This window comes from Parvibaculum sp. (assembly GCF_046297875.1).
Taxonomy (GTDB): domain Bacteria; phylum Pseudomonadota; class Alphaproteobacteria; order Parvibaculales; family Parvibaculaceae; genus Parvibaculum.
Map to the genome: position 1 here is coordinate 67,626 of NZ_JBKBHD010000002.1, position 13,879 is coordinate 81,504.

Annotated in this window: 9 protein-coding genes; 5 read left to right on the forward strand and 4 right to left on the reverse strand. The window is 62.5% G+C overall.

Features of this window, described 5'->3' with window-relative positions; all coding sequences use genetic code 11:
• Positions 1-69 precede the first annotated feature (69 nt).
• The 5 genes from ACK4FH_RS14925 (at position 70) to ACK4FH_RS14945 (ending at position 9,959) form a co-directional block, all read left to right on the forward strand.
• Complete coding sequence (locus ACK4FH_RS14925; RefSeq protein WP_409815486.1) at positions 70-1,242, forward strand: efflux RND transporter periplasmic adaptor subunit; 1,173 nt, start codon at positions 70-72, stop codon at positions 1,240-1,242.
• A gap of 22 nt (positions 1,243-1,264) precedes the next feature.
• Positions 1,265-4,405: an efflux RND transporter permease subunit gene (locus tag ACK4FH_RS14930; RefSeq protein WP_409815489.1), complete on the forward strand. Its 3,141-nt coding sequence runs from the start codon at positions 1,265-1,267 to the stop codon at positions 4,403-4,405.
• A gap of 115 nt (positions 4,406-4,520) precedes the next feature.
• Positions 4,521-5,057 (forward strand): hypothetical protein, encoded by a 537-nt coding sequence (locus tag ACK4FH_RS14935; protein ID WP_409815491.1) that lies wholly within the window; start codon positions 4,521-4,523, stop codon positions 5,055-5,057.
• A 93-nt stretch (positions 5,058-5,150) separates the two neighbouring features.
• Complete coding sequence (gene pepN, locus ACK4FH_RS14940; protein WP_409815494.1) at positions 5,151-7,802, forward strand: aminopeptidase N; 2,652 nt, start codon at positions 5,151-5,153, stop codon at positions 7,800-7,802.
• A gap of 252 nt (positions 7,803-8,054) precedes the next feature.
• Positions 8,055-9,959, forward strand: a complete 1,905-nt coding sequence (locus ACK4FH_RS14945; RefSeq protein ID WP_409815496.1) for a PAS domain-containing sensor histidine kinase — start codon at positions 8,055-8,057, stop codon at positions 9,957-9,959.
• On the opposite strand, the gene ACK4FH_RS14950 is transcribed toward ACK4FH_RS14945, so the two are convergent.
• The 4 genes from ACK4FH_RS14950 to ACK4FH_RS14965 form a co-directional block, all read right to left on the reverse strand.
• A complete protein-coding gene (locus ACK4FH_RS14950) occupies positions 9,956-11,341 on the reverse strand; it encodes a glutamine synthetase family protein (protein ID WP_409815499.1) in 1,386 nt (461 codons plus the stop codon). The genes ACK4FH_RS14945 and ACK4FH_RS14950 overlap by 4 nt on opposite strands.
• 77 nt (positions 11,342-11,418) lie before the next feature.
• Positions 11,419-12,759 (reverse strand): NAD(P)/FAD-dependent oxidoreductase, encoded by a 1,341-nt coding sequence (locus tag ACK4FH_RS14955; RefSeq protein ID WP_409815502.1) that lies wholly within the window; start codon positions 12,757-12,759, stop codon positions 11,419-11,421.
• 54 nt (positions 12,760-12,813) lie between these two features.
• Positions 12,814-13,362, reverse strand: coding sequence for a periplasmic heavy metal sensor (locus ACK4FH_RS14960; RefSeq protein WP_409815504.1), 549 nt, complete (start codon positions 13,360-13,362; stop codon positions 12,814-12,816).
• Entirely contained in the window at positions 13,359-13,874 is a 516-nt protein-coding gene (locus tag ACK4FH_RS14965) for a hypothetical protein (protein WP_409815507.1), read from the reverse strand. Before ACK4FH_RS14965 ends, ACK4FH_RS14960 begins: the two co-directional genes overlap by 4 nt.
• Positions 13,875-13,879: the final 5 nt, after the last annotated feature.

Consider the following 13,879-nt stretch of genomic DNA (forward strand, 5'->3'; position numbering starts at 1 on the left):
TCCTCTATATCGTAACCAAGGATACCATAACAAGATACAAGTTCTCCCCGCCGCGCGCCGGGGATCCAAGTGAGGTTCGACATGCTGTTCCAGGCGATCCGTTTCCCCGCCCTCGCGCTTGCCGCGCTCATGCTTGCCGGCTGTGGCGAAGACGCGCCGGAACAAGAGGCGGATGCCGGGCGCGACGCGATCCCGGTTTTCGCGGAAACGGTCACCGCAGAAGAACTGGCGGAACCGGTCACCGGCACAGGCACCATCGCCGCACACAAGACAACGCCGCTCGGCCCACGTGTCGACGGCATCATCGAGGAAATCTTCGTGCGCGTGGGCGATCGTGTGAAGGAGGGTCAACCGCTCTTCCGCACGCGCGATGCCGAATGGAAGCTCAAGGTCGCCGAACTCGAAAATCAGGTGAAGCTCGCCGAGGCCGATGTGCGCAACGCGCAAAAGACCTTCAACCGTTCGTCCGAACTGCACGAAAAGGGATTTGTCTCAAGCGGCAATCTCGACGATGCGCGGCGCGGCCGCGATGCCGCGAATGCGCGCCTCGGCATGGCAAAGGCGCAACTCGCCTCGGCCCAGCAGATGCTCGACGACTGCGTCGTCACCGCGCCCTTCGACGGCGTCATCACGGCGCGCGATGTGGACGAAGGCAAGTTCATGGCAACCCGCATGGGCGGCATGGGCGGACCCGGCGGCGTGCTCGAAATCATGAAGATCGACATCGTGGCTGCGATCGTGAACGTGCCGGAAGTCTATCTCTCCAAATTCGAGGTTGGCACCAAGGCGACGATCTATATCGACAGTATCGACCGGTCCTATGAATCCTATGTGGCAATCATCAACGACCGTGTGGATCATGTGACGCGCTCGGTCGAAATCCGCCTGCCGATCCGCAACGAAGATTATGAAGTGAAGCCCGGCCTGTTTGCGCGGGTCGAGGTGCATCCGCGCGCCCGCCACGTGCTGACATTGCCGCGCACCGCGCTGCTCGGCACGGAGGCGGCCCGCTATGTGTTCACCTCGGACGCCGGGAAGGCGAAGCGTGTCAACATCGCCGTGCGCCAGATCGATGCCACACGCGTGGAAGTGCTGGACGGGCTGAAGGAAGGCGACAATGCACTGACCGGGCCCAATCTGCCGCTTCTGGTCGAAGGGATGCCGGTACGTATCGAACTGCGCCCCGGACAGGTGGATGTCACGGCGGCGAGCAACCCGGACAGCGGGACGGCGACGCGCTGAGCGCGAGCGAGGAGTAGACCCCATGTGGATTGCCGACGTTTCCATACGCCGCCCCGTTTTCGCCATCATGATTATCGGTGCGCTGGTCGTATTGGGGTGGATTTCGCTCGGGCGCGTAGGCGTCGACCTGTTTCCGAAAGTCGAGTTTCCCGTCGTCTCGGTGACGACCAAGCTCGAAGGCTCTTCGCCTGAAGCTATCGAAAGCGACGTGACCGATCCGATCGAAGAGCAGGTCAACACGACATCGGGTATCGAAACGCTTTCCTCCACCAGCGCGGAAGGTCTGTCGCAGGTCGTCATTCAGTATGACCTCGATGAGAATGTCGACGTGAAGGCGCAGGACGTGCGCGACAAGGTTTCGCTGGCGCGTGCCAACCTGCCTCAGGATGCCGAGCAGTCCATCGTGCAGAAGGTGGACCCGGACGCACAGGCCATCATGTCGGTAATGATCGCCGGCGATCTGCCGATCCGCGACCTCACGCATTTCGCCGACAAGACGGTGAAGGAACGGCTGCAGCGCATTTCCGGCGTGGGCTCCATCAGCGTGGTGGGCGGACGAGACCGGGAGGTTCGCATCTGGCTCGACGCCGTGAAGATGCGTGCCTATGGCGTGACAGCTGATGATGTGACATCCGCGATCCGCCGCGAACATGCAGAAATTCCTGGCGGCCGCCTCGAAGCCATGGGCGGTCTCACCGAATTCTCAATGAAGACCAAGGGCGAGATTTCATCCGTCGAAGGCTTCCGCAGCATTCTCGTCGCCTTCCGGCAGGACGGCGCGCCGACCACCATTGGCGATGTTGCACGCGTCGAGGACGGCATGGCGGACGAACGCTCCTATGCCGAACTCAACGGCAAGCGAGGCGTCTCCCTCGAAATCCGCAAGCAATCGGGCCGCAATACGGTCGAAGTGGCCCGTGCGATCCGGCAGGAGCTTGACGAAATCCGCAAGATCGCACCCGACAGCGTCAATATCGAAACGGCGCGCGACACGGCAGTCTTCATCGAAGGATCGGCAGCAGACGTGTTCGTCGATATCCAGCTTGGCATCGTTCTCGTCATCGCCGTCACGCTCGCCTTCCTGCTTTCGATCCGTGCGACATTGATCGTTGCCGTGGCCATGCCGACGGCGCTCGTATCGACCTTCTTTGCCTTCTATGTGATGGACTTCACCATCAACATGATGACGCTGATGGCGCTTTCGCTTGCAGTGGGCCTCCTCGTGGACGATGCCATCGTCGTACTGGAAAGCATCTATCGCAAGCTCGAGGAAGGCATGCCGCCGATGCAGGCCGCCTCCGAAGGCACAAAGCAGGTCGGCCTTGCGGTGCTCGCCGCCACGTTCTCGATCTGCGCCGTGTTCGTTCCGATTGCCTTCATGGATGGCGTCGTCGGCCGCTTCTTCTTCCAGTACGGCCTTGCCATTACCTTCTCGGTGCTCGTTTCGCTGCTGGTATCGCTGACGCTGACACCGATGCTTTGCTCGCGCGTGCTGAAACCGGGCGAAACAGACCCTGCGAGCTATAATCGCGTCGCGCGGTTCTTCGACGATGCCTACAATTCTCTCGACCGCTTCTATGGCCGGGTTCTCGGATGGGCGCTCGGTGCGCGCTGGGTCGTTGTTCTTGTCGCCATATTCTCGCTGTTTCTTGCCGTCTTCGTGGCGCGCACAATCCCGATGGCATTCGACTCGCGCGCCGACCGCGCGGAATTCCTCGCAACCGTGGAACTTCCTTTCGGTGCCGGGATGGAGGAGACGCGGATCGTCGCATCGCGCGTCGCCCATGCCATTTCAGGGGTCCGCGAGGTGAGGACGGTGTTCTACACCATCGGCTCCGATGCGCAGCAAAGCGTCAACAAGGCCTCCTTTTATATTGGACTGACGGCGAAGGACGAACGCAAGGACAGCTTCATCCCGATCATGGATGAAACGCGCCTCGCCATGCAGCGCGCGGCGCCAGAAGCCAAGCACATTTCGCTTGCCGATGTGCCCTGGATCTCCGGTGGCGGTTTTGCCGACTTCGCCATGATGTATGTGCTGCAGGGGCCGGACCTTGCGGTGCTGGAGGAAAACGCCAATCACGTCGTCGCACGGATGCGGCAAAGCCCGCTCTTCGCCGACACCAAGACGAGTTACGACTCCGGCAAGCCGGAAGTGCAAGTTCAGGTGGACCGGCGCCGCGCGGCCGATCTCGGCGTGCCGGTGCGCGCGCTTGCGGAAACGGTGCGTGCGACGGTGGGCGGCATGAAGGCGGGCAGCTTCGAGGAGTTCGGTCAGCGATTCGACGTTCGCGTGCGGCTTGAGGAAAGCCAGCGCGACGACATTTCGAAGCTCTCTCTCATTCAGGTGCGGGCCGCGAATGGCAGCCTGATCGACATTTCCAATGTGGCGCGTTTCGATGTTGCCGAAGGTCCGGCACAGATCGAACGGCAGAACAGGGCGCGGCGCATCGCGATCCTTGCAAACAACCCGGAAGGCGCAGCACTCGGGCCGGCTTCCGCCGAGGTGGAGAAATATCTAAACGAGCTCGAGCTGCCCGCCGGCTATTCATGGAGCGCGGAGGGCCGCTCCAAGCGGATGAAGGAAACGGGCGCCGCCATCGGCTTTGCCTTCATGCTTGCGCTCATTGCGCTCTACATGATCCTCGCCTCACAGTTCAACAGCTTCGCCCAGCCTGCGATCATCATGCTGTCGGCGCCGCTCTCCTTCGCGGGCGCCTTCATCGCGCTGAAGATTTCCGGTCAGGAAATGACGATGTTCAGCCAGATCTCGCTGCTGGCCCTGATGGGGCTCGTGATGAAGAACGGCATCCTGCTCGTCGACTATACGAACCAGCTGCGCGAGGCGGGCGCCACGGCCCGCGAAGCCGCGCTGAAAGCAGGGCCTGTCCGCTTGCGCCCGGTGCTGATGACGCAGATCGCGACCATATGCGGCCTGATCCCGGTTGCCTTGTCGACCAGCCAGGGGGCCGAGTTCCGCAATGCCATGGGCATCCTCGTCATCGGCGGCCTCATCTCGTCCACTGCGCTCACGCTTGTCGTGGTGCCGGTCGCCTATACGCTGATGGAAGATGCACGCACCCGGATTGGCCGGATCGGCGGCGCTTTCCGGCGGATGGGGGCGAAACTCGGCGGCAAGGCGCCCGGCGCACCCGCGGAATAGCGCCGATTTTCCGGCAGATCGCTCTAAATCAGCCGATTTCCTTAAGCGAATGCTTACCGCCTGAGGCGCATCATCCCACCCGGATTCACCTATTCGGGCGGAGGCTCCTCGTCAGATGGCGAAAGCGCAGTTCCATAAAAACCAGCGGGTCTATGTGCGCCCGGTGGGCACCTGGGCGACGATCGAGCGGATCGTGCCGCAATGGGTGAAGGACATGGATGAGCCGCTGCGCATCCATTACGACGTCGGCCTTGGCCGCGACTTCGCCGCGAAGGAACTCGAAACCGAGGAAGTCGCCACGCTTTCCCATCTCGATCCCGAGATGGAGGAATGGCATGTGGTGCGCGTCGCCAACAAGTGGCGGGGCGCGGATGAATGCGCCAATCATCCCATTCCAGGCACGCATCCCGTCGTCGTGACGGGCAGCCATGAAGGCGGCGGCTGGCGCGTGCCGGGCGTCGAATACGATCTCACGCCGGACCGCGTGGAATTGCAGGCCAAGGTGATCGCCGCCTCGCCCAAATTCCTCGTCCTCCTGCGCCGCCTTGCCGACTATGCGCGGCACAACCCGGAAAACCTGCCGGACGATGTCATGGCGATCGCGAATGACGCCGATGCGATCGTGACCAGCATCATGGGCCCGGCCACGTAAGGCACGCCGCCCCAATTCCGCCATTCCTCTCGCGAAAATGACGGCCTTGAGCTATCAAGACCGTACGCCTTTTTCCGTGAGTACCGAGCCGCCATGCGCACCGACGACCCCCGCCCGATCCGCCTCAAGGACTATACGCCGCCCGCCTTTGCCATTGCCGAGGTGACGCTCGATATCGAGCTGGACCCGAAGGCGACGCGCGTCCATACGACACTGAAGATGGAACGGAATCCGCATTCGACGGACCGCGTGGCGCCCCTTGCACTCGACGGCGAGAAGCTGAAGCTTCTCGAAGTGAAGATCGATGGCGAGGTGCTGGGCAGGAACCGCTACAGCCTCAGCGACACGCAGCTCCTGATCCATGAGGTGCCTGAAGGCGGTTTCACGCTCGAGACGGTTGCAACCTGCGCGCCGGAGGAGAACACGGCGCTCGAAGGGCTCTATCTCTCGAACGGCATCTATTGCACGCAATGCGAGGCGGAAGGCTTCCGCCGCATCACCTATTATCCGGACCGGCCGGACGTGATGTCCGTTTTCCGGACGCGCATCACCGGCGACCGCAAGGCAACGCCCGTGCTGCTGTCGAACGGAAATCCGGTGAAAAGCGGCAAGACGAAAGACGGGCGGCATTTCGTCGAGTGGCACGACCCCTTCCCCAAGCCCTCCTATCTCTTCGCGCTTGTGGCTGGCGATCTCGCGCAGGTCGAAGACCGCTTCACCACCATGTCCGGCCGCGAAGTGACGCTTCGCATCTTCGTCGAAAAGGGCAACGAGGATCGCTGCGCCTATGCGATGGAAGCACTGAAGCGCGCCATGAAATGGGACGAGGAACGCTTCGGCCGCGAATACGATCTCGACATCTTCATGATTGTCGCGGTGAGCGCCTTCAACATGGGCGCGATGGAAAACAAGGGCCTCAACGTCTTCAACGACAAGTACATCCTCGCGCGGCCAGATACGGCGACGGATGCCGACTATGCCGCGATCGAGGCGATCATCGCGCATGAATATTTCCACAACTGGACGGGCAACCGCATCACCTGCCGCGACTGGTTCCAGCTTTGCCTGAAGGAAGGGCTGACCGTCTTCCGCGATCAGGAATTCACGAGCGATATGCGCTCGCGCGCTGTGAAGCGGATTTCCGATGTGCGGCTCCTGCGCGCCCACCAGTTCCCGGAGGATGGCGGGCCGCTTGCCCATCCTGTGCGGCCGGACAGCTATATCGAGATCAATAATTTCTATACGGCGACCGTCTACGAGAAGGGCGCCGAGCTTTGCCGCATGATCCACACCATGGCGGGCCCCAAGCGCTTCCGCAAAGGCATGGATCTCTATTTCGAACGGCATGACGGCGAAGCAGCGACGGTGGAGAATTTCCTCGATGCGTTGGCCGAAGGCGCCAAGCTCGATCTGTCGCAGTTCAAGCGCTGGTACGAGCAGTCGGGCACGCCGGAAGTACTTGCCTCCGGCCGCTACGACGCGGCGCGCAAGACCTATACGCTGAAAATGAGCCAGGTCTGCCAGCCGACGCCGGGCCAGCGCGTGAAACAGCCCTATCATGTTCCGGTCGCCATCGGCCTTGTCGGACCGGATGGCAAGGACATGCCGCTGACGCTTGACGGCGAGGAGAAACCCGGCGCGAAAACGCGCGTGCTGCATCTGACCGAGCGCGAGGCGACATGGCGCTTCCGCGATGTGAAGGAAAAGCCGGTGCCGTCGCTGCTGCGCGGCTTTACGGCGCCTGTGAAGCTCAATGCCAATCTCAAGGAGCGCGATTTCGTGTTTCTGATGCGCCATGACAGCGACAGCTTCAACCGCTGGGAAGCGGCGCAGCGCTATGCGACAGGACTGCTTGCCGGCATGGTGGAGACGGTGAAGGCGGGCGGCAGTCCCCGCAAGGGCACCGGCTTTGCCGGGATGGTGCGCGACATCCTGCGCGCGAAGAAAACCGATCCGGAATTTGCGGCACAGATCGTTCTCCTTCCGAGCGAGCAGGCGCTTGCCCAGATCATCGGCAAGGATGTCGATGTCGACGCCATTCACGACGCTCGCGAGATTCTGCGCGTATCGATCGCCGTGGAGGCAAAGGATGCGCTTCTCGATTGCTACAACCGCATGGAAGTGAAAGCGGCCTACAGCCCCGATGCCGAGCAGGCGGGGCGGCGCGCCTTGCGCAACACCTGTCTTGCCTATCTGGCCGCCGCACCGGATGGCGATGGCGTAGCGCTGGCAGCGGAGCAATTCCGCCGGGCCGACAACATGACGGACAAGATCGCCGCGATCACCGTGCTTTCCAACATCGACTGCAGTGAACGCGAGGAAGCGCTCGCCGCCTTCCACGACCAATGGAAGAGCGATCATCTCGTCATGGACAAGTGGTTCACCATTCAGGCGCTCTCCTATCTTCCCGGCACGCTTGCCGAAGTGAAGCGCCTCACGGGCCATCCCGCTTTCACCATGAAGAACCCGAACAAGGTGCGCTCGCTGATCGGCAGCTTCGCCAATGCGAACCAGCTTCGGTTTCATGACGCGAAGGGCGCGGGCTATCGCTTCGTCGCTGACAAGGTGCTGGAACTCGACAGACTCAATCCGCAGGTCGCCGCGCGCATGCTCGGTGCCTTCAAGAGCTGGCGGCAGATGGAGCCGAAACGCCGCAAGCTCATGCAGGCCGAGCTGAAACGGATCGTGGGGGTAGAGGGCCTCTCGCGCGATGTTTTCGAGATCGCCAGCAAAACGCTCGCCTGAGCCGTCCCGCCGCGGGACGAAACGGCCGATGGCAGTTAACCCTCTCTTCAGGTTAACCGCTTATTAGGAGTGAATCGGGCCGTTCCCGGTGAGTCCCGTTTGCATCGGTTAACAAAAAGTTAACGCCAGCTATGGACAGCGGGACTCCAAGGCCGAATCATCGTTTCAAGCGCGGTGATTCGTTTCGGCCATGATTGGCGCCACATATCTATTCGGGTGTGGCGCATGGTAGGGTACGAGACGGCGCCGCAGGTGAGTAACAAACGGGGCCATAGCCCGGAGCGGACGGACGAGCGCATGAGCGATGCGACGACGACACGCGAGGACGCAGCCAGGTGGCAGGAAGCCGCGGCGCCGAAGCGGCGCGCACTGCCTGCCGGACTTCTGCCGCGCCTTGCCCTTGGCCTTTCCGCGGTTGCGCTCGGCGCGCTGAATGTCGCGCTCTTCTCGCAGGACGGATTCTCGCGGGCGCTCGCCTTCTCGTCGCTGCTTTCGGGCGGCTATATCATCATCGCCTATATGCTGGTGCGGCTGCGCGAGTCGAAGCTCGATGCGGAAGCGGCCCTTGTCGAGAACCAGCACCGGTTCGACATGGCCTTTGCCGGCGCACGTTGCGGCATCTGGGACTGGGATATCAGCGAAAACCGGATTTACTGGTCATCCGCCATGTTCGACATGGTGGGGCTGAAGCAGCCGTCGAAGCGGTTGTCGTCTGCCGAGATCAAGGTGCTCGCCCATCCCGACGACGCGGACGCGATCGACGAGATTGCCAATGCCGTCAACCGGCCTTCCCGCTCCTACGACACCACGTTCCGTCTGCGCCATGCAGATGGAAGCTGGGTCTGGATGCATGCCAAGGGCCAGGTCTGGAGCGGCGGCCGCTCGGCCGGGTTCCGGCGCAGCGGTGCATCGGCGCTGCAGGCGGGCGACCGGCTTGTCGGCATCACCATCGACATTACCGAACAGAAGCTCGCCGAAGAGCGTGTGTCGGAAGCGAATGAGCGGCTGCGCGACGCCATCGAAAGCGTCGGCGAGGCATTCGTGCTCTGGGATGCGGAGGGGCGCCTCGTCACGGCGAACAGCAAGTTCAGCGAATTCCTCAATATTCAGGAACCCGAGGCAGGCACATCGCGCGGTGCGCTGATGGCGCGGGCCGGCATCGGCGAAGCCTGGCCGGTCGCGAGCGAAAGCGGAGGCGATCAGGCCGTCACCGAAATCCGCCTGCCCGGCGGGCGCTGGCTGCAGATCAGCGAACGGCGGACGAAGAATGGCGGTCATGTGAATGTCGGCACCGACATCACCGGCATCAAGGAACAGGAAGCGGCGCTGACCGACAACAAGCTCGCGCTCGAAAAGACGGTGCGCGACCTCGAGGCATCGCGGCGGAAGCTGCAGGAACAGGCGCGTCAGCTCGTCGATCTCGCCGAGAAATACGCTTCCGAAAAGACGCGCGCCGAAGCGGCGAACCGATCCAAATCGGAGTTCCTCGCCAATATGAGCCATGAGCTTCGCACGCCGCTCAACGCAATTATCGGCTTCTCGGAAATCATGGGCTCGGGCCTCTTCGGCGAACTCGGTTCGCCGAAATACAAGGAATATGCTTCCGATATTCATGCGAGCGGGACGCATCTGCTTGAACTCATCAACGACATTCTCGACATGTCGAAGATCGAGGCGGGCCGCATGACGCTCGAAACGCAGGAACTCGACGTGGCCGAGGTCGTGGACGAGTCGCTCCGCCTCGTTTCCGGCCGCGCCGAACTTGCAAGCGTGAAGGTCGAGAACCTGCTGCCTGCGCTTCCGGCCGTGAATGCCGACAAGCGCGCCGTGAAGCAGGTGCTGCTCAACCTCCTGTCAAACGCGGTGAAGTTCACGCCGGCCGGCGGATCGATCTATCTCAAGGGTGCGACGAAGGATGGCATCGTCACCATCGCCGTCGAGGATACCGGCATCGGCATCCCGGCAAGCGCCTTGCCGAAGATCGGCCGGCCCTTCGAACAGGTGGAAAGCCAGCACTCGAAGTCGCACAAGGGCACGGGCCTCGGCCTCGCCCTCTCCCGTTCGCTCGTGGAACTTCATGGCGGTACACTCACCATCGAGAGCACCGAGGGTGTCGGCACGACGGTGAGTTTCACGCTGCCTGTGGCGGCAGCCTAAAGATACCAGTCATATTCCAGCGGCGAGATGGCGCGCTGGAACTTGTCGAATTCGAGCATCTTGGTTTCGGCATAGACGTCGACATAGAGATGGCCGAGATATTCCCGCATCACTTCTGAATTCCGGAACCGCTTCAGCGCGCTTGGCAGGTAGAAGGGGATGCTCTCGTCCATGTTCTCGCAGGCATTGCCTTCCGCCGGCTCGCCCGGGTCGATCTCGTTCACGATGCCGTGGTGAATACCGGCCAGGATCGCGGCGAGCACCAGATAGGGATTGGCATCCGCGCCCGTAACGCGATGCTCGATACGGCGCGAATCCGGCGAACCATTCGGCACGCGGAACGCGACGGATCGGTTATTGTATCCCCAACTTCCGTTCACCGGCACGAAAAGATTGGGCCCGAAGCGGCGGTATGAATTGATGTTCGGCGCGAATATCGCCATGGCGTCCGGCAGCGTCGTCTGCAAACCGCCGATCGCGTGGCGCAGCCGGGCCGAACCTTCGTCTGTTCCATCGTCGAAGATGTTGTTGCCCTTCTCGTCCAGCACCGAGCAATGGACATGCATGCCGTTGCCCGTCTGGTTGACGAAGGGTTTGGCCATGAAACTCGCGAGAAAGTTGTGCTTGCGGGCCACGGCGCCGATCAGGTGCCGCAGCATGATCGCGTGATCGCCTGCAATCACGACATCATCCTCATGCTTGAGGTTGATTTCGTACTGGCCGGGGGCGAATTCCGCCGTTGCTCCCGATGCAGGCACGCCCTGCCCCGCCGCCGCTTCGTCTATTTCCTTCAGCAGCGACATGAAGCCATCGAGCTCGGTAATGCCATAGACCTCATGCGCTGTCTCGCGCGCGCCGGTCGCCGGATTGATGGGAGGCTGGGGCCTGCCCTTCCGGTCCAGCTCCTTGTCGAGCAGGTAGAACTCGAACTCGCAGGCAACGGTTGCACGCAGTCCGATCCCGGACAGCTTGTTCGCGACATTGGCAAGAATATTTCGCGGCTCAAGCATATGCGGCGCGCCGTCATTGTCGAGCATGGTCATAAGAACCTGCGCCTGCTTCATCGAGGCCCAGGGAACGGGAACGATGGAACCGGCAACAGGCCGCGACTGCCGGTCCGGGTCGCCGTCGGAGAAGCCCATGCCGAGCACGTCTTCGTTGACGCCGGTCACATCGAAAAAATAGATCGATTGCGGCATCTGCACGCCGGAGGTGAAAACCTTGTCGGCCTCTTCGGAGGGAAAGCGCTTGCCGCGGACAGTGCCGCACATGTCGACGAACACAGCGTCGAGATAGTCGATTTCGCCATTCTCGGCGAGGAAGGCGTTGAACTCGCCAAGCGTGGCCCAGCCCTTCGGTCCCTGTCTTTCCCGATCGCTCATGATTTCCTGCATGTCTAGTACGCGCAATCCACACCGGCGGGGACACCCCCGCCCGCGTTCGAAACTGCTGTCGCGCCCTATAGGTCCATGAGGCGATAGTAGCCGAGGGCCGCACGAAGATACCAGCCACGCAATGCCGGAAACGGTATGGAAGCGGGAACCCCTCGCATCGCCGCTGGAATGGCCGAAAAATCCTCTTTGTCGCCAATGACTTGCGCTAGCATGCGCCCGGACCAAGGGGCCGCTGCGACGCCGTTTCCGTGATAGCCGAGCGCGAAATAGACGGACGGCTCGTCCGGCAGGCTGCCGATGGATGGCGTTCCGCCAAGGCTCATGCAGACAAAGCCCCGCCATGAATGCGTGATTTCCACCTGCGCCCAGCCGGGAAAGACCTCGCCAAGGCGCCGCTCCATGTAACGGCGCATGCGCGCGCCGTCTTCCGGCTTGCCTGTGGTATCGCCGCGCGCGCCGAAGAGGAAACGACGGTCCGGCAGCATCCGGTAGTAGAAAAGAAGACTGCGCGTATTGGCACAAGGCGATTCGGTCTGCCAGTTCTGCGTCGCAATCTCGTCATCGGTGAGCGGGCGCGTCACCAAGATGTTCGACATGACCGGGATGATGCGGTCCGCAAGCGCGGGTGGCATGGGCGAGCGGGTGAAGCCGTTGGTTGCAACGACGACCCGTCGCGCGCGGATCGTGCCCGAAGGCGTCACCAGAAGATGGTCCGCCCCTTTCCGTTCCCAGCGTATGACCGGCGAGGCTCCATGCAGTTTTGCGCCTGCACGGGCTGCCGCGGCGGCCAGCCCTCGTGCCAGGCGGAGCGGATGGAGGCCGAAACCTGTCGGCATCAGCAGCGCGCCGAATTGCTCGCGCGAGTCGTAGAATCGTTCCGTCACTTCCTCGCGCGGCAGAAGCTTTGCCGATATGCCGAATTTCTCTTTCAGTATCCGCGATTCTTCCGCAAGCCCCGCATAGCGCGACGGCGCATGGGCGACATGAAGTTCGCCTTCGCCTTGCGGTTCGATGGCGAAGCCCTGCTTAGCTGCGAATGAGCGCACGAAGGAGATGGCTTCAAGCTGCGAGAAAATGAAGCGCTTCGCTTCGGCCTCGCCGAACCGCGCGAGTAGCGATTGCAGTGGAAGGGAGGATGGCGGCAGGGTACAGAAGCCGCCATTGCGGCCGGATGCGCCCCAGCCAAGCGTTCCCGCTTCAAGCAGGCGGACATCCGTTGAAAATTCACTTGCAAGATGGAAGGCGCAGGAGAGGCCGGTATAGCCGCCACCGATGATGGCGACCTCGCAGGTCTCGTCGCCACAAGGCCCGAGATCGGTCCCGGCCGGAAGCGGCGGCGCCGTTTCCTCCCAGATGCTGCCGGCGGGCTTTGCCGCATCGTACATGCCGGGGTGATACCAGGTCATTCCGCTTCATCTCCCAGGAATCGCGCCGGGAGACTATACAGGGTCAGGTGCCGGTCACTCCATCGGCGGCGGCATATCGTCCGGCCCGGTTTCCCGGCCATCCCTGCGCCAGCGCATCATCCGGTCGCGATCCTTTCGCATCGCGTCGGCCACGCGCTTGCGCTGTTCGGGTGTCAGCTTGGCAAAAGTTTCCAGCATCGCATCGCGGCCCATATCGCTCATCGCCATCATCGCGGACGACATGCCGTCAAAAGCAGCGCGAACCGCCGCCTCGTCATAGGGCTCGGCCGCGAGCGCGCCGGCAAGCGCATCACGCGCTTCGTGCATTTCCTTGAAATGTGGCCGAATCTCGCGGAACTTCTCGCGCATGGCGCGGCGAATTTCCTGCCGGTCCTCTTCCGGCAGTTCCCTGAACGCCCCCTGCATCAGGGCAGGCCCGTGGCCGCGCGGTATCGGGCCAAATCCGCCGTCGCGGGGCCCCTTGAAGAAGGGAACCGAAATAAGCGCAACCAGGAACAGGTTAAGCGCCAGCGATATCAGAAGCGCGGGGCCGAGCCAGCGGCGCAGGGGCTTTCCGGCAGGCGTTGGGGACATGTCGCTCATTGCATCCACTCCTCGGGCCAGGTGATGTCGGCAAGCGCGAGCGCGATCAGCCGGTCGCCGGCTTCCGCCTCATCGGAGGCCGCCGCTATCTGATTGCCGTCCAGAACGGCGATTTCGGATACAGAGCCCAGCGCAATGCCGAGCATGATCGAAGCCGCGAGAGCGCCGGTCGGCAGCGCGGGCGATCCGTAGGGCCAGATCGCAGAAATCAGCTCACGGAAGAAACCCTGCTGCTTCGGCGACGAAACCTTTGCAGTGGCGGGGCGCGGGCGCGACGCCATCAGACGCTCGACAAGCGCACCGGAGGGCGCTTCCACCGGGGCCGCCGCCAACATGCCATCAAGTGCGCGGGCCTCGGCGAGAAGCGCACGCGCGTCGGCGGAGACGGCAAGCAGCGCCTCGGCGGCCCTGCGCTCTCCCGACGGCCAGCGCGCAGGCGATGCCCCATAGGCATCGACAATCGCCGTAAACCTCTCCAGTGTGATTTCCCTGTCCATCGCCTTCAGTTCCATTCGAA